Annotated in this window: 19 protein-coding genes; 6 read left to right on the top strand and 13 right to left on the bottom strand. The window is 67.7% G+C overall.

Annotation, left to right across the window (positions count from 1 at the left end; all coding sequences use genetic code 11):
• Nucleotides 1-8: 8 nt before the first annotated feature.
• The 5 genes from NBG84_RS22640 to NBG84_RS22660 form a co-directional block, all read right to left on the bottom strand.
• Complete coding sequence (locus tag NBG84_RS22640; protein WP_250921389.1) at nt 9-650, bottom strand: winged helix-turn-helix domain-containing protein; 642 nt, start codon at nt 648-650, stop codon at nt 9-11.
• Between the two features lie 433 nt (nt 651-1,083).
• Nucleotides 1,084-2,169, bottom strand: a complete 1,086-nt coding sequence (locus NBG84_RS22645; RefSeq protein ID WP_250921390.1) for a DUF6891 domain-containing protein — start codon at nt 2,167-2,169, stop codon at nt 1,084-1,086.
• A 279-nt stretch (nt 2,170-2,448) separates the two neighbouring features.
• Nucleotides 2,449-3,474 (bottom strand): glutamine synthetase, encoded by a 1,026-nt coding sequence (gene glnII, locus NBG84_RS22650; RefSeq protein ID WP_250921391.1) that lies wholly within the window; start codon nt 3,472-3,474, stop codon nt 2,449-2,451.
• A 261-nt stretch (nt 3,475-3,735) separates the two neighbouring features.
• Nucleotides 3,736-4,884, bottom strand: coding sequence for an ARPP-2 domain-containing protein (locus NBG84_RS22655; protein ID WP_250921392.1), 1,149 nt, complete (start codon nt 4,882-4,884; stop codon nt 3,736-3,738).
• The gene (locus NBG84_RS22660) at nt 4,881-6,440 is read right to left on the bottom strand and encodes a hypothetical protein (RefSeq protein WP_250921393.1); all 1,560 of its coding nucleotides are present in this window, start codon (nt 6,438-6,440) and stop codon (nt 4,881-4,883) included. Before NBG84_RS22660 ends, NBG84_RS22655 begins: the two co-directional genes overlap by 4 nt.
• Before the next feature lie 349 nt (nt 6,441-6,789).
• Between NBG84_RS22660 and NBG84_RS22665 the strand changes: the two genes are divergently transcribed.
• A complete protein-coding gene (locus NBG84_RS22665) occupies nt 6,790-7,713 on the top strand; it encodes a Gfo/Idh/MocA family protein (protein ID WP_250921394.1) in 924 nt (307 codons plus the stop codon).
• Nucleotides 7,714-8,048: 335 nt separating this feature from the next.
• Here the strand turns inward: NBG84_RS22665 and NBG84_RS22670 are convergent, their stop codons facing one another.
• Nucleotides 8,049-8,429 carry an ArsC/Spx/MgsR family protein gene (locus NBG84_RS22670; RefSeq protein WP_250921395.1) on the bottom strand — a complete coding sequence of 127 codons (381 nt, stop codon included), beginning with the start codon at nt 8,427-8,429 and terminating at the stop codon, nt 8,049-8,051.
• Nucleotides 8,430-8,891: 462 nt separating this feature from the next.
• On the opposite strand from NBG84_RS22670, the gene NBG84_RS22675 reads away from it, so the two are divergent.
• Entirely contained in the window at nt 8,892-9,206 is a 315-nt protein-coding gene (locus NBG84_RS22675) for a hypothetical protein (protein WP_250921396.1), read from the top strand.
• A 444-nt stretch (nt 9,207-9,650) separates the two neighbouring features.
• On the top strand, nt 9,651-11,081 hold the full coding sequence (locus NBG84_RS22680) for a glycoside hydrolase domain-containing protein (protein ID WP_250921397.1): 1,431 nt from the start codon (nt 9,651-9,653) through the stop codon (nt 11,079-11,081).
• A gap of 121 nt (nt 11,082-11,202) precedes the next feature.
• On the opposite strand, the gene NBG84_RS22685 is transcribed toward NBG84_RS22680, so the two are convergent.
• The 4 genes from NBG84_RS22685 to NBG84_RS40730 form a co-directional block, all read right to left on the bottom strand.
• The gene (locus NBG84_RS22685; protein ID WP_250921433.1) at nt 11,203-12,027 is read right to left on the bottom strand and encodes an MOSC domain-containing protein; all 825 of its coding nucleotides are present in this window, start codon (nt 12,025-12,027) and stop codon (nt 11,203-11,205) included.
• A gap of 70 nt (nt 12,028-12,097) precedes the next feature.
• Nucleotides 12,098-12,691 carry a GNAT family N-acetyltransferase gene (locus tag NBG84_RS22690; RefSeq protein ID WP_250921398.1) on the bottom strand — a complete coding sequence of 198 codons (594 nt, stop codon included), beginning with the start codon at nt 12,689-12,691 and terminating at the stop codon, nt 12,098-12,100.
• 79 nt (nt 12,692-12,770) lie between these two features.
• Nucleotides 12,771-13,706, bottom strand: coding sequence for a hydroxymethylbilane synthase (hemC, locus tag NBG84_RS22695; protein WP_250921399.1), 936 nt, complete (start codon nt 13,704-13,706; stop codon nt 12,771-12,773).
• 22 nt (nt 13,707-13,728) lie between these two features.
• Nucleotides 13,729-13,860 carry a hypothetical protein gene (locus NBG84_RS40730; protein WP_285367398.1) on the bottom strand — a complete coding sequence of 44 codons (132 nt, stop codon included), beginning with the start codon at nt 13,858-13,860 and terminating at the stop codon, nt 13,729-13,731.
• Nucleotides 13,861-14,254: 394 nt separating this feature from the next.
• On the opposite strand from NBG84_RS40730, the gene NBG84_RS22700 reads away from it, so the two are divergent.
• Nucleotides 14,255-15,385: an amidohydrolase family protein gene (locus NBG84_RS22700; protein ID WP_285367400.1), complete on the top strand. Its 1,131-nt coding sequence runs from the start codon at nt 14,255-14,257 to the stop codon at nt 15,383-15,385.
• A 644-nt stretch (nt 15,386-16,029) separates the two neighbouring features.
• On the opposite strand, the gene NBG84_RS22705 is transcribed toward NBG84_RS22700, so the two are convergent.
• Both NBG84_RS22705 and NBG84_RS22710 read right to left on the bottom strand, forming a co-directional pair.
• Nucleotides 16,030-16,398, bottom strand: coding sequence for a hypothetical protein (locus tag NBG84_RS22705; protein WP_250921400.1), 369 nt, complete (start codon nt 16,396-16,398; stop codon nt 16,030-16,032).
• A gap of 772 nt (nt 16,399-17,170) precedes the next feature.
• Nucleotides 17,171-18,586: a hypothetical protein gene (locus NBG84_RS22710; protein WP_250921401.1), complete on the bottom strand. Its 1,416-nt coding sequence runs from the start codon at nt 18,584-18,586 to the stop codon at nt 17,171-17,173.
• A gap of 285 nt (nt 18,587-18,871) precedes the next feature.
• Here NBG84_RS22710 and NBG84_RS22715 point away from each other — a divergent pair, with 285 nt between their 5' ends.
• Nucleotides 18,872-19,729, top strand: coding sequence for a hypothetical protein (locus NBG84_RS22715; RefSeq protein WP_250921402.1), 858 nt, complete (start codon nt 18,872-18,874; stop codon nt 19,727-19,729).
• A gap of 339 nt (nt 19,730-20,068) precedes the next feature.
• Nucleotides 20,069-20,680, top strand: coding sequence for a DUF5753 domain-containing protein (locus NBG84_RS22720; protein WP_250921403.1), 612 nt, complete (start codon nt 20,069-20,071; stop codon nt 20,678-20,680).
• Nucleotides 20,681-20,858: 178 nt separating this feature from the next.
• On the opposite strand, the gene glnA is transcribed toward NBG84_RS22720, so the two are convergent.
• Nucleotides 20,859-22,268, bottom strand: a complete 1,410-nt coding sequence (glnA, locus tag NBG84_RS22725; protein ID WP_250921404.1) for a type I glutamate--ammonia ligase — start codon at nt 22,266-22,268, stop codon at nt 20,859-20,861.
• Between the last annotated feature and the right edge of the window lie 313 nt (nt 22,269-22,581).

Raw genomic sequence — 22,581 nt, forward strand, 5'->3', positions numbered from 1 at the left:
CCCAGCACTCACGGGGTGTACTTGTAGCCGACCCGGCGCACGGTCTTGATGGTGCGCCGGTGCTCGGCACCGAGCTTGCGGCGCAGCCGGGCGACATGGACATCGACGGTCCGCCCGTCGCCCACATGCCCATAGCCCCACACGGTGGTCACCAACTGATCGCGGGTGTGCACCCGATGCGGGTACGCCACCAGATGCGCCAGGAGTTCGAACTCCAGATACGTCAGGTCCAGCGCCCGCCCCGCCACCAGCGCGACCCGCTCCACCGGATCGATCCGCACCGGGCCCGATTCGCTGACACCGGCCTCGCTCGCGAGGGACGGGTAGGGGGGAGCGGCTGCTGCTGGGGCGGCCGGAGCCGGTAGCGGTAGCTGCTGGTCGGCGGGTACGAGAACGAGATAGCCCACCATCGGCGGATGGCCGGGCAGGCTGGGCACGCTGTGCTGGGGTGCGGGCAGCCAAGTCGCTCCGGGTGGGAGGAAGTCCACCACACTGCGACGGTTACCGGTGCTGCCCAGGGGCGCGACCTCATCGCGGTCGACGGCACGCAATCGATGACGGACGGGGTTCAGCGGCCCGCTGTCGACGGCGGCTGCCGCAGGGGCACCGGAGACAGCCGGAAGGGAGGAAAAGGAACGGGGGTTCGCCATGAGAGGTCAGCTCTCTTTCGCGCGGAGGATTCGTCGAGCCGTAGGGACGGACGTACGTCATGCGCGCTGGCCGAAGGCCGGGGGAAACGGCTTTAGAGGGCCTGCGCGTTCACCGCGCGGCAACACACCCGGTCGAAGTCATGATGCTGCCGGGACGGCCAGAACGGCTCAAGGTCGCTGCGACCTGTCGCGAGATTCTCAAGGCTGGCCATGGGGCTCATTGAATCAGATGAACACGATGCGAACGAGGGTCCCTCTCAGGGATCGAGACGCGAGTCTCATCACATCCCGTTTCCGCAGGCAGAAGGGTTGGCGAAATGCTGTCGGTGGGGCGCGGGGGACTGACTTCCCCGCCGGTGGATCCGCCGAGAACCGGCAAGCGCACCGACCCGCGCCCGCTTCCGCACCGCCCACACGCTGTGCGCCCGCGCGCTCAACCCACGAGCCGCCTGCGCCACTCCAGCGGGACCTCGATCGCCTTACTCGGATCGTCGTTCCAGTCCGTGGCAAGCCCCACCTCGGTGAGCGCCGAAACCACTTCTCGACCGATGGCCCTCGTCGTGTCGGCCGAGCTGTCGAACCCGCCGTAGTGCAGCAGCAGTCCACGCTCTGACGCCTGCTCAGCCGTCTGCGCGTGGAAGTAGACAAAACCGCGAGCCGTGGGCGAACCGGCACCACCTATTTCGGCCTGGCCGCAGGAGTGGCAGCAGGCGAAATTCTCCCGGGCGGTGATGCCCGAGGCGTCCAGGGCGGCGAAGGCGCGGGCCAGCCGCTCCGGGTCGGTCTCGCCCTCCCACTCGGACTGCTCGGCGACCCGCTCCAACCACAGCCGGTTCACCAGCGACTCCGCCTGACCAGTGGTGACGACCACGGCGGAGCCTCGGCGACCACCCTCACGCCGATCACTCGCGCCAGCGCTCCCGGCCGGCTCCCCGTCGGGGACCTCACCCGCACCCCGGGGATCGTCCGCGCCGCTCGTCCCGCTCCCGTCGCGGCTGCTCTCACCCCCGTCCTCCCCGCCATCAGCCGCTTCGAGGCCATCTCCGGTCACCCGGAAGTGATCGCGGACCCTCTCCACCAACCGGCTCCGGGTGCTGTATCCGGCGATGAGCTGCTGACGGACCAGTCGCTCCAGTTCCTGACGGACGCCATCGTCCAACTCGGGCACCGGTCCCGGCTCGGGGCCCAGATCCACGGGCGTCCACTGGCCACCCGCGCGCCACTCGTCCTCCCCCTGTGCCCAGCCGGTCAGCAGCCGGGCCACGGACTCCGCGTCCGTGAACCGCGCTTCCTGTTGGAGCATGGGGCGCGGCCCCTCGCGGTACTCGACGTCGAAGTGAGCCTCCGGGCCGCGCCGCACCTGGATGAAGACATCCGGGAGATCGGGTATCCGCTGGATCAGCAGAGAACGCCGGTCCCCGTCCCCCTCCCTGGTTCGGCGCACCAGTTCCGCCAGCTTCGAGGACGTCACTCGGACATGCTGCTCATCGTCTTCGGTCATCACCTTGATCTCCAACATACGGGTCACCATGGCATGCCCCGCTGACAGCCGACACCAGAACAGAAGGTGACAAAAAAAACATAGGCGACGAAAGAATTCGACAGCGCCCAAGACGCCGAGAAGGGGCGCCGCCGTATGGCGAACGCCCCTTCGAAAGCGGTACGTATCAGTGCGAGACCGGCCCAGGGCCCGCGCGTGGCCACCATGGTCAGCGCTGGACCAGCGCGAGGTCGATACGAGAACGGTGCGAGATCAACGCGGTATCGGCGCGAGGCCCCCGCGGGAGCCCGTGCGGGATCAGACCCGCCCGGCCTTCTCCAGCGCGGTGCAGCACGTGTCCACGAGCAACCGGGTCACCACATACGGGTCGACGTTGGCGTTGGGGCGACGGTCCTCGATGTAGCCCTTGCCGTCCTTCTCGACCTGCCACGGGATGCGGACCGAAGCACCCCGGTCCGAGACGCCGTAGCTGTACTCGTTCCAAGGAGCGGTCTCGTGCAGCCCGGTGAGCCGGTCGTCGATGCCCGCGCCGTAGTTCTTGACGTGGTCGAGCGGCTTGGACCCCTCGCCCAGGGACTCACATGCGGTGATGATGGCCGGATATCCGCCGTCCTCACGCATGGCCTTGGTGGAGAAGTTGGTGTGCGCGCCCGCGCCGTTCCAGTCACCCTTCACCGGCTTCGGCTCCAAGGTCGCCGACACCCGGAAGTCCTCGGCGGTGCGGTAGAGCAGCCAGCGCGCGATCCACAGCTGATCCGAGACCACGACCGGGGTGAGCGGACCTACCTGGAACTCCCACTGTCCCGGCATCACCTCGGCGTTGATTCCGGAGATGCCCAACCCGGCGGTGAGGCAGTTCTCCAGATGCGCCTCCACCACATCGCGGCCGTGGATCTCATCGACACCGACACCGCAGTAGTAACCACCCTGAGGGGCGGGGAAGCCGCCGATCGGGAAGCCGAGCGGCCGCTCGCCCTCGAAGAAGGTGTACTCCTGCTCGATACCGAAGATCGGTTCCTGCGCGCCGAACCGCTCGGCCGTCTCGACCAGCTGCGCCCGGGTGTTGGAGCGGTGCGGAGTCAGATCCGTGTTGAGGACCTCACACAGCACCAGTACGTCGTCACCGCCCCGGATCGGGTCCGGGCAGGAGTAGACCGGCTTCAGCACACAGTCCGACGAGCGGCCCTCGGCCTGGTTGGTGCTGGACCCGTCAAAGCCCCAGAGGGGCAGTTCCTCGCCCTTGGTCAGGATCTTCGTCTTGGAACGGAGCTTGGCGGTCGGTTCGGTGCCGTCGATCCAGATGTACTCAGCCTTGAAGGTCACGGGTCTCATCCTTTGCGGGTGCTGCTGTATCACCGCCACTGTCGCAAAGGGCGATTTCCCCACCATTGCCCGAAGATGAACCCCGTGTTACGTGGGGGTGGTGCGGCCTCAGGGATGGGAGGGGTATCCAGGCCGCTAGCGCACCAAATGCCCAGGTCACCCATGCCCCTGCCGTCCCCAGTCGACGCCCGGCCCCCGTTTACGCCACCGTCATCTCGTCCATGCGAACGCCACCCGGCTCATGCCGACGCCACCCCGGGTTCACCTTCGGCCCGCGCGCTCCACCCCGTGCTTCAGCAGTGACGAAAAACCCGCGTCATGGATCCTGCCGACCAACTGACCCCGGTCGATCCCCAGGGCCTGCGCCGTGCGATTCAGCTGCCAGTCGTGGTCGTACAGCCCGTTCAGCAGATGACCGCGACGGATCTGCGCCTCGGAGAGTCGGAACGTCTTGAGATAGGCCACCCGCCCCTTGTGGTCACAGATCGCCTCCCCGATGTGCTGCTCCGGCTCCCCGCGCCCGAACGACGGCAGAAAACGCCACAGCCCGAACTCCCCCATCCGGTACACCCGCTCGAAGTGGTACGAGGGGTTCAGCAGGCGGTTCGCCATCAGCGCGTCATGGTTCTCGGTCCAGCTGCGCTCCTGCGCCCGGGCCGCCGCCCGCAGATCCGCCAGACTCCGAATGTGGCGCTCCCCACCGATCCGCGCGTCGAAGGCCGGCACGGGACCACCGTAGAAGGCGTACTGGTGCACCAGCTCGCCGTAGAGGTCCTCGATCAGCGAGGGGTGCAGCGCACGATAGTCATCCGGATGCGGCACGACGAAGGCAGCCGCCAGTGCGTCCGCCGTGTACACCAGCACCCCGCACTGTCGCGGATGGAGCTCGAAGATCCGTAGCGCCTGCCCGAGCCCCGGCACCTGCCAGCCCGCGTACGCAGCCTCGGCGCGCGGTGACATCCCCTGCCGTACCGCCGCTTGCGACCACTCGTCCCAGATCACCGACGGCCCACCGAAGTGCAGCGCCAAATAGCCCTCCAGCGCCAGATGCAGCGGAAGGAACCGCAGCCGCTTCTCGGTGACCCCCTTCTGGCGCCGACGCTTGGCGAGCCCGTGGTGCAGCCGAATGGGAACGCAGTCCGTCCCGGTGGGGGCCGAACCGGCCAGCTGCGTGCCGTAGGCGGCTGACTGTCCGCCGTCACCCGACCAATCCGCGATGAAGCCGTGCGGAATGTACGAGAGGTACCGCGTACGGGGGCCGACGTCCACCGCGCCCAAGGCATGGCGGTAGATCTCATGGTGCAGCCGCAGCCCGGCGACCGGGGCCTCACGCACCAGGGGCACCAATCGGATGCCGCCCCACACCTGGGAAGGCATGGCGCTCACCCCGGACAGATCCAGCTTGTTCATCGTCCCCCCTTCCCCTGGTCGGCCTTCCGGCTGGAGCTCTGATCGCCCTGCTGGTCGCCTGGCTGGTTGCTCTGCTGATCGGTCCTCTGACGGTGCTGCTGAAGGGCCTTCCGGTCGGCCTTCCGGTCGGCCTTCTGAGCGGTCAGAAAACGCTCCGTCCGGCGGTCGAGATAGGCCAGCAGCTCCGGGAGTCCGGTACGCCCCTCGGTGAACTGCGCGATCTCCACCAGCGCCGCAAGGTCCTCCGCGTCACGGATGCCGGCCGTGGGGACACTGGGCGCCAACCGACGCACATCAAAACCCTCGGCGTCGTAGACCGGGTTCAGATGGACGATGCTGGTGCGTCGCTCCGGATCGAGCCGGGTACGCCACACCCGCAGCACCTCACCGGCCAGTCCTGGGGGCGCGTTGTCAAAGCCGTCAGAGACGATCACCAATCGCTCGGGAGAATCCTCCAGGGCGTCGAGTACCCGGCTGCCGAGCGGGCTCGGGCCCCAGGGCCGGACCATCAGCGGATCACGGCCCCCCGACGTCCAGTGCGCACCGTAGGAACCAGCCAGCGCCTCCAACAGGAAGTGGGCACCCAAGGCGACCGCGAGCGGTCGGCGGCGCTTCACCCCCGATCCGTACGACGAGTAGCTGTCGTCCAGAACGGCCGAAACCCTGCCCCAGCTCCCGGCGTAGGGACCCGCGGCCCGCAGCGCTGACGCCCGTAGGGCGGCCGTCAGCTCCGCCCGCCGGAGGTGCCGCTCCGCGCGGGGAAGGGAGAGGACGAACAGGGCGAGCCGAGTGAGTGGCATCACGGTCAGATCGGTGGTGGTGCCGGTGGTGTCGCCGGTCGTGCTCTGCGTACGCAGTCGCTCCAAGCGGGTCATACGCGGCGCGATCCGCTCCAGGAAGCGAGCGCGAGGCACACCGTGCTTCGCGGCGAAGCCCTCGGCGATGGTGAACGGCAGCTCGTAGATCGCGTCCTGCTCGTAGCGGGCGCGCCGGTAGGCATCGAGACGGGGGTCGGAATAGCGCGTGCTCTTCCCCGGGCGGAAGAGAAACGCGCCCAACTCGCCGTCGAGTGGGTTGTGGGTGTGGCGGGCGACCGTCTTGAGAGCGCTGCGGTACTTCACCGCGTCATGGGCGAGGTCGGCGCGAGCAGCCAGCCAGTCCCGCTGAATCGCCCGGGTACGGCGGTTGTTGACCTTGGCACTGCGCAGTGCGTGGAAGGCCCGGTAGACGCGCTGCGGCGGCAGGGCGGCCAGTCGGGCGGCGATCAGACGGCCCTCGGTCCGCTTCTGCTCCGGGTCGGCCTCATCCGCCGTGCACAGCAGTTCCACGATGATGCGGACGGCGTTGTGGTCGTTGATGTCGAGGGCGAGGACCGCGGCGTAGATGGAGCGGTAGTTGACTCGTACGTACTCGTGCAGGAAGGACAGCGACAGACGCTGGTGGTCCGCCCGGGAATGGAACTCCCGCTGACCAGTCGCCGTGACCGCGGCATTCACGAAGAGTAGTACGTCCTCGGCCGCTATCAGATCGGCGAAGCTCTCCTTCGTCCCGGTCATGGCCCCTCCGCTCGCTTCACCGATGGTCCTCTCGCCCAGAGGAGACAGGCCCTCCCCGCCCCTATGCGGCTGCTCGTCACCTGCCCCGTCCCCGGCCGCTGCCTGATGCGCCTGATCCCTTGTGTTGTCCACAGGGTGCTTTGGCCTCGCGGCGAACAGCCGGCGAGATGGGGCACCTCGCTAGCTCCGGCAGGGGAAGCCGGCCGGGGAATGAGGGCGCGATCAGCGAAATCACTGCTTCAAAGGCAAGTCCCGGAAGTCGCACCGGAGTCCCGCGGCCGGCCCGGAAAACCTAGCACCTTGTCCACAGGCCGCTACGGGAATATCCGTGGGCGGGCACACTGAGGCCATGACTGATCTCATGTCCGTGCGGAAGCCCCGGTGGGGGCTGCTGGGGGCCGGCCCCTGGGCAGAGCAGACCCAGGCGCCCGCCCTCGCCACCCATGGCGGTATCGAGTTCGCGGGGGTGTGGGCGCGGCGGGAGGAGGCGGCTGCCGCGCTGGCCGCTGCCCATGGCACCCGGGCGTTCAGCGGTGATCAGGGCGTCGAGGAGCTCCTCGCCTCCTGCGACGCCGTCGCGTTTGCGCTGCCACCTGATGTGCAGGCGCCCTTCGCCGTTCGTGCGGCGCGGGCGGGCTGTCATCTGCTGCTGGACAAACCGATCGCGACAACCGTGGCTGCCGCGCGCTCGGTGACCGACGCGGTGGAGGGGGCAGACGTCGCCTCGGTGGTGTTCTGCACCCTGCGCTTCGCCGTGGACACCGAGCCCTGGATCGAGCAGCAGGCCGCGATGGGCGGCTGGTTCACGGCCCACGCCCAGTGGCTCGGTTCCCTCTATGCCGCGGATGACGCTCCGCCCCAAACCGGTTCCTTCGCGGCCTCCCGCTGGCGCCGGGAGAAGGGCGGACTATGGGATGTCGGACCCCATGTGCTGTCCGTACTGATACCGGTGCTCGGAGATGTCACCCAGGTGACCGCGGCCCGAGGCCCCCGGGACACGGTCCATCTGGTGCTTCGCCATGAGTCGGGTGCTTCCAGCACCACATCGGTGGGCCTGAGTGCCCCGCCGAAGGCATCGGGCGCCGGCATCGAATTGATCGGGGACCAGGGGCGAGTGATGCTGCCGCAGTGGTCGGACGCGGTCACTTCGTTCCACCGGGCGATGGACGCCCTGCTGGAGTCCGCACGGACCGGGCGTCCGCATGGCTGCGACGCTCGCTTTGGACTGCGTCTGACGGAGATCCTGGCAGCGGCGGAGTCGCAACTGAGTTGATCGGATGAGTTCATTGGGCGAGCTGACCAGATGAGTTGATTGGACGAGCTGGTCGAACCGACCGCCTGCGCGAGCCCGTCGATGAGCCTGCCCGGGTGCATCTGTCCCGATGAGCCTGTCCCGAGGCTGGCCCGTTTCGCTGTGGTCGACTCCGGCCTCACCGACGGCCTTGGCGACGGCCCGGCCCGTGGGGCATCGCCCACGCATGGGTCAGGGGAGGCCTCATCCCCAGCCCCAGCCCAGTTCGGGCCGTCGATGCTCGATACTCGGCGCCGGGGCGCTGTCCGCTCCGGTACCCGACTTCGTTCGGCTCCTGCCCAGACCACGCTGACGCATCAGTGCGTCGGGGCATCTCCTTGACGCCTGAGCGCCTCGCGTACAGCTTCATCGTCTCGCGCCACCACAGCCGTGCCGTCGTCCGCGGTGATGATCGGACGCTGGATCAGCCGCGGATGGCGGGCCAGTGCCTCGATCCAGCGTTCACGCGAGCCGTCCTCGCGGGCCCACTCCGCCAACCCCAGGGCCTTTGCCTCGGGTTCCTGGCTGCGAGCGATGTCCCAGGGCTCAAGCGTGAGGCGTCCCAGCACCTCCCGGATTTCGTCCTCGCTCGGGACATCCTCCAGATAGCGCCGCACGGTGTAGCGGGCGCCTTCCCCGTCGAGCAGATCCAGGGCGCTGCGGCACTTGGAACAGGCTGGGTTGATCCAGATCTCCATGCCGAGCACCGTACCGCCGCCCCTGCCACATCAAAGCCCCCGGCCCGACCCGCCGGCCCTCCATCCGGGAGGACCCCGAGGAGGCCGTCGGGGATGGTTCCGCCGCACCCCTTCGCCCCTCTCGTCCCCCGACTGCCGCCGCCGGCGAACCGCTACCGCGCACCACCCGGGGCGGGCATCCCCGCCTCGCCCCACCCCGCGGACGGCTTCCGGACGGCGATGGGCAGCGACCAACCCCGCCCGCATCTGCCCGGATCCTCCCGAGACCGTTTCGGGCGGGCCAGCGCCCGTTCGCCCCGCCGCACCATCCCTCGGCACCTTCCCCACCCCGTTCACCCCATCCCCTCGCGACACGGGGCCAACATGCCTCAAATGGCCTCTGAGCAGGGGCGATTGTCAGTGTCAGCGAGTAGAATGGGCAGTAGTTCGGGATGGTCCCGCCAGCCTGTCTGGAGGTTGCCAATGACCGTGGCCAAGCTCATCAGGAAGCCGTCGCAGACCGACGCACGCACCGAGTCCACCGCCGGGTCTTCGGCGGAGCAAGCCCCGCCGAAGAAGAAGCGGCTGCCCGCCGGCCAGCCGCGCGAATGGTATGTGACACACAACCGCCGGTTGAAGGCGATGCGCCTCGCCATCGCCCTGCTCGACTCCGGTGTCTACCACCCCGCCACCGCCGACAACCGCCGGATACGGACGACGGCCGATCGCATCGGCATCCATCCGCCGTCGGACACCACCTGCCGAATGGTGCGCGCGCTCATCCGCTACGGCCGCTGACCCGCTAACGGCACCGACAGAACCAAAGGAACCAGGACCACCAACGGTCCAACACTCCAACGCGTCATGGGCGACCCATGGGCGCCAACGGATCAAGGGGCCCGTCGTCCGGCCGGGGACGGCGGGCCCCGACGCGACTCCTCCAGCGATTCCCCTTCGTGCCGGGCTTCGTACCGGGCCCGGCACAATTTCCCTCCGTACAGGGTCCATCCATCCCGAAACCGGGCATCCTGATCCCCATCGGTTAGCGCCACACCTTGGGGGACTTGTATGTGGCATCCGCACCGCGCCCTGCGTAGAACTCTGCAAAGAATCCTGCACCCTGGGCAACGACTGATCCGCCCCGCGTCCAGCACTCACCCCGGAGACCACCGACACCACACGGCCACCACGCACCACACGGATCGCGCCCATCGTGCAGGCAGCGAGCGGCCCGCCGAGCATGTGTCCCACGCCGACCACGCCGACCGTACGGATCTCACGCGTCGGAAGCACCGTAGGCGCGACCCGTCTCAGGGCACCCCGTACGCACTCCGGGGCCCGGCCCGCCGCGGACTTCGCCTCTCCACCGTCATCACCTTCTCGACGGCTGCGCTACTCGGTGCCGCCACCGCCCTCTCCTTCGCTCCACCGGCGGCGGCGGAACCGGCCACACCGGTTCCCTACGCGGCCGGTGCGAGCGCCACCCGCTACTCCGGACTTGCCTTCGACACCTGCACCGCGCCCGCCCTCGAAGCCATGCGCGCCTGGACGGCCTCGCCCTACCGGGCGGTGGGGGTGTATTTCGGCGGGGTCAACCGCACCTGTGCTCAGCCGGAGCTCACCCCGTCCTGGGTGGCCTCGGTCGGCGCCCTGAAGTGGCGCCTGCTGCCGATCTACAAGGGTCTGCAACCCCCGTGCGGGGCCAAGCCGACCGATGCCAAGATCAGTCTGGTCCCGGCGGCTGCCAGGTCCCAGGGCATCGCCGCCGCCACCGACGCCATCGCCAAGGCGAAGGCGCTCGGCATGCAGCCTGGCAGCGCGTTCTACAACGACATCGAGTTCTACTCCCAGACCGACAGCGCCTGTCGGACCGCGGTACTGACATACCTCTCCTCCTGGACCAAGGAGTTGCACCGCCTCGGCTATGTGTCGGGCGTCTATATGAACCTCAACCTCGGGGCGAAGCAACTCTCCGACGTCTACGCCTCCACGGCCTACGCGCGTCCGGACGCGCTGTGGGTCGCGCGGTACGACAACGTCGATTCGCTCAGGGGTTGGACCGGCGTCGCCGACTCCAAGTGGGCCGTGCACCAGCGGGCCAAGCAGTTCCGCGGTGACCACAACGAAACCCACGGCGGCACCACGATCTGGATCGATTCCAACCGTCTCGACACACCGGTGGCGACGCTCGCGTACTCCTACACGGTGACCAGCACGACCGCGCTCAACGCGCGCACCGGCCCCTCGGGGGCGTATCCCATCACCCGTTCGCACGCCCCCAGGGCTGCCCTGAAGGTGGTGTGTCAGACCCCGGGACAGAAGGTCGGTGGCACCACGGTGTGGAACAAGCTCTCCGACGGCTCCTATGTCAGTGACCGCTATGTGAGCACCCCGTCGGCCACCGGTTACAGCTCGCCGCTGCCTCGTTGTCTCTACCCGTACCAGGTCACGGCGGCCGGCGGACTGTCGGAACGCACTGGTCCCGGGGCTTCCCATCCCGCCCGGGCCACCCTCCCCAATGGCTCGCTGGCCTGGGTGTACTGCCAGCGAGCTGGCTCGAAGGTCGGTACGACCACCGTCTGGAACCGGCTGGAGAACGGCCGCTACGCATCGGACTACTACGTGGCCAACCCCAGCAACACCACCTACAGCAAGCCGGTTCCCCGCTGCTGACGCGGGCCCCGCGGCCCGGGCGCTCCTCGCCCGGGCCGACTCCCCGTACAGCGGGGTCTGGCCGGGTCATGCCGGGGTCCGGTCGAGCGTGTGGGGAGGGAACGCTGGTCGGTCGACCCGGTCAGGGGCGGTCGGTGACCGAGACCGGGTCGCCCACCCGAAGCGTGCCGTGCCGCACCACCGCGGCCTTCATCCCAAAACTGACCCTGTTCTCGTACTGCGGCTCCCGCCGGTAGGTGGCGAGGGTCCGGATCGGTTCCGGCCCGGATCGCGCCCCGCTGAGCTGGTCGACCATGGGGACCGCGCATCTCGTCGCCCGCACCGCGTAGGCGAGCCGTACCGTTCCGATGCGCAGTCGGCGCATCTGGTCTTCGGCATGTGGCGCGGTACAGCCGTCAAGGACGATGTTGGGCCGGAAGCGGTCCATCGGCACGGGTGCGGCCCCCCGCGCCTCGATCAGCGCGTTGAGATGGTCCAACGAGGCCTGGGACGTCACCAGCACGGCATGGGCGTCGGCGAAGCCGGCCTTGCCGGGAGTCTCACCCCAACCGTCGCGGTCGAAGTCCGGAGGCACCCGTACCAGCCGTGATGGGGCTCCCAGCGCTTCGGAGAACCACTCGGCGGCGGCCTCGCCCTGGTCCACTCCCTCGCCGATGGGCCGTCCGAACATGCTCACCGCGAGCCGCTTGCCCTCCGGTTCCACCGGGAGCAGTAGCTTCTCCACCCCGTCGGCGGTCAGCTGCAGCCGGGCACCGCCGTCCAGGACCGCCGGTCGGATCGCGGCCATCGCGGGATGGGTGCGCTGGCTCCGGAAGGAGCCGTCAACGGCATCGACGACCATAAACGTACGGTCATGGGCGAGGCCGGTTTCCGTCACGGTCGCGGAGTCGGTTTCCGTACCGGCACAGCCCTTCACCGGGTAGTACGTCAGGCGCTGCACCGAGATCGCGGTGGACTGACCCGATGACACAGATCGGGAGTCGGACGCGGAACCGGAACCGGCGACGGAACCGGAATCAGAGCCTGGCACGGAGACGCTCCTTTGCGGCGGGCCACTCATCGGCGAGTAGCGAGAAGTAAACCGTGTCCCGCCAGCTGCCGTCATGACGTATTCGATGCCGGCGCAGTACTCCCTCACGCCGGGCGCCGAGGCGGGCGATGGCCGTCTGCGAGCGCTCATTGCGATGGTCGGTCTTCAACTGGACGCGGCCCATACCGAGATCCTCGAACGCATGGCCCAGCAGCAGCAGTTTGGCCTCGGAGTTGACGACCGTGCGCCAGTACTCGCGGCCGTACCAGGTCCATCCGATCTCCAGCCGCTCATCGCTGACATCAATGTCCAGATAGCAGGACCAGCCAATCGCCCGACGGCTGGCGAGATGGATCACTGCGAAGGGCAGGGAGGTCCGCTGCCCGGCCCCGTCGAGCAACGCGCTGAGTTTGGCGCCCAACTCCTCCTCGGTAGCGGGGGCGGGGCCGCCCTGCCAGCGCCAGATCTCCTCCACACCGCCACCTGCGGCGAAGAGATCGGGAAGGTGAGCCATGGTGAGCGGCTCCAGTCGGATGTGGCGGCCGAGCAGGGTGATCGGAGCCGGTGTCTTCGCGGACATACCACCGCACGCTAGCCGGTTGCTGTATTAGTCGCAAACTATTTTCACACTAGTGCGAAGTTCCCCGGGGTGCGGTTTCTCAGTGCGCGATCTCGTCGATCAAGTCGCGTGCCCCCTGCCGCAGCAGAGCCACCGCTACGGACGTGCCAAGGGTGGCGGGATCGAGTGGCCCGGCCCACTCATGGGCGTTCAGCACCCGCTTTCCGTCCGGGGTGAACACCTTGGCCCGCAAGGAGAGATCCCCGCTGCCCTCGGACCGGGCGTAACCGGCGATGGGGGAGTTGCAGTGCCCCTGAAGGACATGGAGGAACATCCGCTCGGCGGTCGCCTCGCGATGCGCGGCCGGGTCGCCGAGCCCGGTCACGGCATCGATCGTCGTGGTGTCGTCCTCCCGGCACTGGAGCGCGAGAATCCCCGCTCCGATCGGCGGGCACATGGCCTCCACCGACAGCACCTCGCTGATCACATCCGTGCGCTCGATGCGCTCTAGCCCAGACACGGCGAGCAGTAGCGCGTCCGCGTCCCCCGCGGCGAGTTTCTCCAGCCGCCTGTTCGCGTTCCCGCGCATCGGTACGCACTCCAGTTGCGGATGGGATGCGGCGAGCTGGGCGACACGTCGTACGGACGACGTGCCGATACGAGTCCCATCCGGCAGTTCATCGAGAGACAGCCCGCCGGGGTGGACCAGTGCGTCCCGGATGTCATCGCGACGCAGAAACGCCGCGAAGGTGGTGCCGGCCGGCAGCGGGCGATCGGCAGGCACATCCTTCACGCAGTGCACGGCGAGATCAGCCTCCCCGGCGATCAGCGCGGCATCCACCTCTTTGGTGAACGCGCCCTTGCCGCCCAACTGGGCGAGATCCCCCATCCAGCGGTCCCCCGAGGTGGTGACGGGCACGACCTCGGTCCGGACTCCGGGGTGCAGAGCGCTCAACTCGGCCCGGACGCGCTCGACTTGAGCGAGTGCCATGGGGGAGGAGCGGGAGACGATACGGATCAGCTCAGGGGCAGACATGCGGACACCCTAGGGCGTCTCGCTAGAGGGTCATTTCACTTCCCAGCTCAGGGCCCTGCGCTGACCCGATGGCGGAGTCGGCGGAAGCGGCATGGACGCCATCGGCGCGCTCCCGCGCTGAGGAGCCCGCCTTCCAGGTGGCGGGGAACTCCACCGGCTCCTTCCGAAGTCCGCACGCGGCCGCCCCAGCCCAGGTCATAGGAGAGCGGAAGCGCCTCGGGGAGGCGGGGGAGAGGGCCGCGGTCCGGTCGTCGGGCGGGTACCACGGGCAACGCCATGGGGCTCGACCCACGCCGAACGATCGTCTTCTCATCTGCTCCAACCCCGGGTCCATCGGCTCGGGCGTGGGCGGTGGCAGCCCTTCCGCTGCGCGGAGCCAATCGCATGGCCACCGCCGCGTCGGCGGTCGTGCATCCGGGGGACCGGTCACCTACGGCGTGTGTGTCGGCGTCACCCTCGGGGCCGTCCACTCCACAGTGAGTATCCAGACAACGAGTATCCGAACACTGAGTGTCCAAACCCACCAAAGCGCCCAGGGGTGTACCCACATGCCACACGCAAACCGGGGGATCGGCCGCCGCGACATGCTGCTGCTGGCAGGAGGCGCGGCAGCCACCGCGGCCGTCACCGACACCAGCGCCGCACACGCCCTTGGTACGAGCGCGAGGCCACTGCCGCGCACGCGCCCCAGCGGCGATGCCCGAGGCGCGAGGATCGACGTCCACCATCACTACACCTCACCCGCCTGGGTGCGGTGGGCCGAGGGGAAGGACCTGATCAACCCCGCCCAACTGCCCTGGTGGACCCGCTGGGACCGCACCACCACACTGAAGCTGATGGACGACGCGGGTATCGCGACCAGTGTGCTGAGCCTGGCCATGCCGGTACGCCGCTTCAAGGACCCGGCGCAGGTACGGGAGAGTGTGACCGTCGCCTTTGAGGCAGTGACGGAACTGACGGCCGCTCACCCCGACCGATTCTCCTTCTTCGCGCCCATCTTCACCGATGACCTGGAGACCTCACGCCATTCGTTCACCCGGGGACTCGACGAACTCGGCGCACTCGGCGTGCAGACCCGAGCCAGCACCCATGGTGTCTATCTCGGCGACCCATCACACAACACACTGCTGGCCGAGCTCAATGAGCGCTCCGCGGTGATCAACACCCACCCCCTCGACCTGCCCGGCGCGGACCCCACCCGCCCGGCCGTTCCCGGCGTACCGAGCTTCCTCTGCGACTTCCCGCTCGACACCACACGCGCCGCGGTCAACCTGATCCTCAACGGAACGCTTGACCGCTTCCCCAACCTCTCCTTCATCCTCCCCCACGGCGGCGGCTTCCTCCCCTACATCGCCAGCCGAGCGGAGGCCTTCGCCGGCTTCCTCACCCCCGCGATCGAGCCCTCCCGAGTGCGGGACTACCTCCACCGCTTCTACTACGACACAGCGGCCCCCATGGGCCCGGAGTCCCTCGCCACCCTTCTGACCGTCACCGACCCCAGTCGTCTCCTCTACGGCAGCGACTGGCCAGCCACCCCCGCCACCACCATCACCGACTTCGCCCTCCCTGCCCTGGACAACGACCACACCCTCACCCCCCGCCAGCGCCGCCACATCAACCGCGACAACGCCTTGCGCCTGATGCCGGCACTGAACCGAACGGGGGCCGGGGTGGGGTGATCGTTCGGGGGGGCTAGCTCATGGGTGGGACGTCGGGGTGAGGTGTCGCCTGGCGATTGACTTCGTAGCGTCAACTGTTCGCTGTCGCGCGTCGTGCCGGATGGGCGGAGGGCCAGCCAGTCCGTTTTCAGCGGTCTGCCAGGCGAATTTGACGACCGTGCGTATGCACTGAGGGCCGTTGTCCCCGAAATCAGGGACAACGGCTCTCAACCACTCGTGCTCACGCCCGGTGGGACGGACACCGCTCAGACGCGCCTGGAGGCAGAACACTCCCTCCCAGGGTTTCTCGGTGCACTCTCGGCGCATCAGGAAACACGCAGCGACCGCTCCCCGCCGGGCGCACCGTCCCGGAAACACGGCGGATCACTCATCGACACTCCCTGGGGATGGCGTTCCATGCGATTCACGCCGACCGGGTGTGTCATACGAAGGCGGTTCTTCCGACGCCGGTCCGAGACTTCGGGTGTCATGTTCCCGCGAGGCGTCTCGGTCGTCGACAACCGCCCCGTTGCGCAGCTCGTTCCGTACTTGCCGCCAAGCACGAATGATGTGCGGAAGCTTCGACAGTACCTCGCCCACCTGTGTCAGCAGGAGCGTGAGACAACCGAAGGCAGCAAGGATGATCAAGCTGAGGTTGTCCCAACTCACCGGGTGACCCCCGACTCCTGCTGCGGGAGGCCTCGCTGTCCGTCCAAGCGCAAGGTCGCGTCGCCCAACCGGATTTCGAAGTGATCGACGGCATCGTGAGCAACGGCACCGGAAACACCGACGGGAGAAGCGGTCAGCGACGCGGCCACGTCCTCTACATAGGGGAAGCCGTTCCATTGAAACGTCCAGCGGTGTCCGTACCCTTGCAGCTGCTTCTTGTATCGATCTTCACCTCCGGCGTTGAGCCGACCGGGTCGCATCAGCGGGTCGGAGAACCAATTGCCGATCGCCCATCGACCATCCGCGTCCTGTGCGGCAATGCGGCACGTCAGCCCCGCCAACAGGCGTTCGGCGTCGTCGCTCATCGCAGGGACTTCTGCCAGCCGTGCTCCCTCGGCCCCGGTGAAGGCCTTGTCGACGGGATAGAAATCCCATCGAGGCGATGGGCGCAGCTTCCCACCCCAGGTTCCGGAAGGGTTGCCGGTGATGACGAGTTGAGCCCCGGTGGGAAGATGGCGCGCCACGTATGTATGCCGCCCCCGGAACCCTTCGAGGCGGAGCCCCGGCAGGGAGCTTCCACCGTGACTGCTGGGCAGGAGATACGGAGCCACGTTGTGGGGCACGTCCGTGATGAGGACGAGCCGGTTGAACCGGGGTGAGACAATGATGTCGTAGGCAACAAGGGTGTGGAGCCCCCACGTGGCGACACCGCGATGAGGTTGCCAAGTCCCCGGCCGGTTGAACAGCCCTAGGGCAAGCAAGGCGCGAAGCCTGCGCTGCTCGGGCGTACAGGTATCCAAGCCGAGGGACCCGTCACGCGGTACCGCGGCCAGGGCGGCTGACCTTGGTTCACCCAGGTACCGCATCCGGGTGCGGGCAATTGATCTGCTGGTGCTTCTGGGCATGTGGATACCTCGCGCCAACCCGGCTGGCAACTCAGGTCACATACCTAGTGAGCCCACGAATGATTGCCACGGAGCTGGGCGAACCACGCCCATATGCAGCGTCCCAGGGTGCCGGGCCCGAGAGGAAAATGCCGCCCACCGACTCTCCGCGAGCCGGCTGCTTTGATGATAAACCCGTGCTGGTCCTATCTGCCCCGAGCCCGTCAGCTACCGGGCGGTCCAGATGGCCGGATCAAGCAAGCAGGGCTTGGGCGGAGATCCAGTCGAGGGCGTCTGCCCCCAGCCTGTCGGGTGCTTCGAGCAACGCCGCTTCCACTACCGCGAGGTCCCTCAGGGCCTCGGGTGCGCCCAACCTGTCCAGCACCGCATAACGCTCCATCGCCGTGGCGACTGCGCCGGGCCAGCCCGGCATACCGAAGTGAGCCGGGGCTTTGAACACGGCCGAAACCGCTCTGTGCAGCAGCCCCGCGCGCCAGCCCTGTTCACGCATCACCTCTGCGGTGAACCAGACGCGGTCATCGACGTGCTGAATGAACTCCGGCAGGGGCCGGCACACTTCCCGCAGCACGAATCGCGAGCCGCCAGCCCAGGGAAGGTCCACGTCCGAGGCGACGGCCACGAACGCGAGTAGCGCCTCGGGCCCATCGTTCTGTGCGGCAACCAGTGCCGCGCGGGCCCTGCGGTAGAGATCGACGCTCTGCGCGAAGATCTCGCCGTCGCTCGGCCCGTCGTCACCCGCGTGGATCAAGTCCACTAGCCCCTCGCGCCAGGCATCCGCGACCAGACCGACCGCCGCCGCACTCACCAGGACGTCCGTGTCATCCGCGTTGATGCCGAAGCGCGCCAGGACCACAGGCGCTCCCTCCTCGATTTCGGGCAGTGGAGTGTGCTTCTCCTCCGCTTCGGTCCTCCCCGGAAGATCCGCGCGGCGAGGTGACAAGGGCTCGGACTCCGGATGCTCCATGGCGATTCCGTGATCTGCCAGGTCCTCGTAAACAGTGTCCGGCCCGCAGTCGATGTGCGAGGAGTCATGGCGACCCGAGCAGGCGTCTGGGCATTCGAGCTCTTCGCACATCTCCGGCTTGTCGGGCTGTGCCTCGTTGATCAGGTGGTAGGAGAGACGCTCCGCCACCGCCCCCCGCGTCGTGATCATGGCCAGCTGGAGCCGGAGTGTTTCGTCCTGCAGCTCCGAGTCCTCATGATCTACGGAGGCGGGTGGATTCGGCGTATCGGGGACCCAGGTGTACGCGGACTCCAGCGAGACCAAGAGCCAGGCGACGCGCAGTGCTTCGATATCCCCGTCCGTGGCAAGCCCGGTCACAGCCTCGGCGGCCTGCCGCACGCTGTCGAGCCGGGCGAGATGCCGCTCACGCACCGGCATCCAGGCCGCGGACTCTGCTCGGGCTCGCTCCGCGTCCTGGGTCATCGCGACGTCGCGGGTCCGTCGTGCCCGGGCGATCAACCGTGTAAGACAGGGGCGGCACGCGAACAGCCCGGACATCGGTGTCGGCCCGAGCGGTATGGGCGCGAGGTCTGCGCCGAACGACTCGTCGCACATACAGCAGTCCAGGCCACCCACCTGTCGTGATGTGGGCACGCTGGGCAAGGCGGCACGGATCGTGGCGTGAGCGTAGGCAGGGATGTGCATGGGAGGCGACTCCTTAGACGCGGGCGCTTTGTCGGCGCCAACTCCATGCTGGACTCGCTGGTCAGCCGCGAGTCACGGTTTGGCACGCGCAACGGCGAACTTGACGAATACTGACTCGGCTCTGGTCCGCGACTTCTATCGTCTTGGCGGAACTTGACATCGCGAGCAGGGAGAATCCCCTTGACTGCGTCCCGCACCGCACCTCAGCCAGTCGGCTCACACCGGGAGTTGGTCGAGGCGCTGCAGGAGTTGCACCGTGCTGCTGGCAGGTTGAGCTTCCGGAAGGTGAGCACGCTCATCCGCAGCCGCAATGACCAGTTGTCGGACGCCAGCCATGAGACCGTGCGCTCTGCCGTCAGCGGGATCCGGGTACCGCGCTGGGAAACAGTCCACGACATCGTCCTAGTCCTGGCCGGGCTGTGCAGCCCGCCCCGTGACGAGGAATCCGAGACAGCCAGATTCCTGCCACTGTGGCGCGCGATCGCCGAAGGCGAGTCCGGCGGGTTGAAGTCGTTCCAGGAACTCGTCAACGGGGGCTGGGGAGGTGAGGACGGCAAATGGACGCCGGAGCAGGTCATGGGCATCTTGATCAACCCCTTCAGCGCCATCGAGATCCACCCGTCGCTCGCCGCTCCGCACGAGCCGCTGATGTCTGAGGACGACTGGATCCGGCTGATGGTGAAGCAGGTGGAGGAACAGGGAGTCGAACACACGCTGCGCGTCCTGCTGCACATGCTGAAAGGCGACTACGTGGGGGCGGAGGAGGGCACGCCGTATGGCTACCGCAATCCCGACCGGGAGGCCATGGAGGCGTATGCGGCCTTCCGGTACGGCTGCCAGGAGATCCTCCGGCGGCTGGGCCGAGAGCCCAATCTCCTCCCGGAGTCGATCCGCGCCATGCGTGCCGACCAGACGATGGACCGGGACGACCGGGCGGAGATGCTGGAGAACGAGTCGGACCTGAGCTTGATGCGCGAGGTGATGATCGTGACTCCGGACACCTGGGACCAGGTGTCTGAGGAGGCGCATCACATGGTCTTCGGCTATCTGATCAAGCAGATCAGCCCGGTGCGCCCACTCGGACTTCCCGACGCCGAGCGGTTCCAGATCACTTGGCGCATCCCCGAGCCGTCAGCGGTGTAGCTTCGCTCGTTTCCCGTACGGAGCTCTCGTGGTGAAGGCCGCCACCCCAGGAGCGGGACGGCGGCCTTCACACGGGCACTGCTGCTCAAGCAGCCACCGTGTACGAACACGGCTTCGCCCGCCTCATCCACCACAAGATCGACCACCTCGTTGGTTCCTGCGCATGGCATCCAAGTGACCGGAGTGGCGCCGATTCCGGTGGAGAGGTACCGGCAGAGCGGCCAGGCATGGGTACATGGGTATACGACAGGTCATGACATGCGAGGGCGGAATCTGTCTGTTCGCAACCCAGCGGTCGTCTGAAGCGCCTGAAGAGGCATTTACTCAGGAGGGGTTACGGTGACCAGTTCCGTTCCGTGGCAGGAACGCCTGTCCACCGGTACCGAGGCGGTCCAGGACGAGGTGGTCCGCCGGTATCAGGAGACGCGCGAGGGTGTGGCGTACGTGCCCACCATGATCTGGGGGACACTCCAGACCGAGGCGTACGCCACCGTGATCCTGGGCCAGGTGGTCGACTTCCTGGGAGTCCCGAACGACGTACCGGCGGGTGTCGCCAAACGTATGCAGAGGCAGCAGGTGCTGTACGACGGCGGGCACCACTACGACGTCGTGCTCGGTGAGCAGGCCCTGTACACGAACATCGGCGGGCCCAAGGTCATGCGCGAGCAGATCGACCGGATCCTTCGCGAGATCGACCTGCCCTCCCTCACGCTCGGCATCGTTCCCACCTCGGCACGCGTGAACATGCACCCTGTCCATGCCTTCAACCTGCATCGAGACGAGGTCCACGTCGAACTGGTCTCCTCGGGGGTGACCATCACCGAGCAGGCCGAACTCGCCCTCTACGAGAAGGCGTTTGACAGACTGCGGGAAGCGGCTCTGTACAGCGGCGCCGCCAAGGAACTCCTGGGAAGGGCTTTGTCCTTCTGGACCGGGGCTTCACACAACTGACCGCACGACCGCGGGCCGCCACCTCCAAGGGGAGATGGCGGCCCGCGTCTATGGAACGGCCGGTGCACGACTGGTGCACAAGGATCTGGGAAACAGCCGGGAGTAGTGGGAGCCAACGACCAGCGTTTCCCCGCTCACAACATGTTTCCGGGCTTGAGGCGCAGGGCCCACCTGCGGCCTAGATGTCGAAGTACAGCTCGAACTCGTGCGGGTGCGGGCGCAGTTGGATCGGGGCGATTTCGTTGGTGCGCTTGTAGTCGATCCACGTCTCGATCAGGTCCGGCGTGAACACGCCGCCCGCCTGGAGGTACTCGTTGTCCGCCTCCAGGGCCTCAAGCACGGCGGGGAGGGACGTCGGGACCTGCTGGACGTTGGCGTGCTCCTCGGGAGCCAGTTCGTAGAGGTCCTTGTCGATCGGCTCGGCCGGCTCGATCTTGTTCTTCACGCCGTCCAGGCCCGCCATCAGCAGCGCCGAGAAGGCGAGGTACGGGTTGGAGGACGGGTCCGGGGCGCGGAACTCGACGCGCTTGGCCTTCGGGTTCGAGCCGGTGATCGGGATGCGCATCGCGGCGGAGCGGTTGCGCTGCGAGTACACCATGTTGACCGGGGCCTCGAAGCCGGGAACCAGGCGGTGGTAGGAGTTCACCGTCGGGTTGGTGAAGGCCAGCAGCGACGGGGCGTGCTTCAGGATGCCGCCGATGTAGTAGCGCGCCATGTCCGACAGACCGGCGTAACCCTGCTCGTCGTAGAACAGCGGCTCGCCGCCCTGCCACAGCGACTGGTGGACGTGCATGCCCGAGCCGTTGTCGCCGAAGATCGGCTTCGGCATGAAGGTCGCGGTCTTGCCGTTGCGCCAGGCGACGTTCTTCACGATGTACTTGAAGAGCATCAGGTCGTCCGCGGCGGCCAGCAGCGTGTTGAACTTGTAGTTGATCTCCGCCTGGCCGGCCGTGCCCACCTCATGGTGCTGACGCTCGACCTGGAGGCCCTGGCGGTCCAGTTCCAGCGAGATCTCGGCGCGCAGATCGGCGAAGTGGTCCACCGGCGGGGCCGGGAAGTAGCCGCCCTTGTAGCGGACCTTGTAGCCGCGGTTGTCCTCGACCTTACCGGTGTTCCAGGCGCCGGCCTCGGAGTCGATGTGGTAGAAGCCCTCGTTGGCCGAGGTGTTGAAGCGCACCGAGTCAAAGACGTAGAACTCCGCCTCCGGGCCGAAGTACGCGGTGTCCGCGATGCCGGTGGAGGCCAGGTAGGTCTCGGCCTTCTTGGCGATGTTGCGCGGGTCACGGCTGTACTGCTCGCCGGTGATCGGGTCGTGGATAAAGAAGTTGATGTTGACCGTCTTGTCGCGACGGAAGGGGTCCAGCCGCGCAGTCGACAGGTCGGCGCGCAGCGCCATGTCGGACTCGTGGATCGCCTGGAAGCCGCGGATCGAGGAACCGTCGAACGCCAGCTCCTCGGTCGGGTCGAACACCGCCGCCGGGATGGTGAAGTGCTGCATCACTCCTGGCAGGTCACAGAACCGGACATCGATAAACTTGACGTCCTCGTCGGCGATGTACTTCTTCGCGTCGTCGGCGTTCTGGAACATCCAACTCCTCCTACTCCCGGCCCGGGAGGGCGGGGGTTGCAGCTTGGTCGTGAAGCCAGTGCGGTGGCACACGCAAGACCCGACCATAGGCAGACGGGATTTCTCCAGCGTGACCCGTTTGTTTCGCACAAGTTAACCGGGCCCCGAATGGAGGACAGGAGTCCGCCCCCGTGTCACGGCCGTGCCGACCGCTGGTGACCTCTTCTACCGCCCCCGGTGGCGTCCAGCGTTTATCCCGGCTGAGCCATGTCGTCGTCCCTGCTGGCAGGGCCTGGGCAGCTCCAGGCGAGCGCTCCTGTGCCGTGTCCGGCAG

The organism is Streptomyces albipurpureus (assembly GCF_023701525.1).
GTDB classification, from domain to species: Bacteria; Actinomycetota; Actinomycetes; order Streptomycetales; family Streptomycetaceae; genus Streptomyces; species Streptomyces albipurpureus.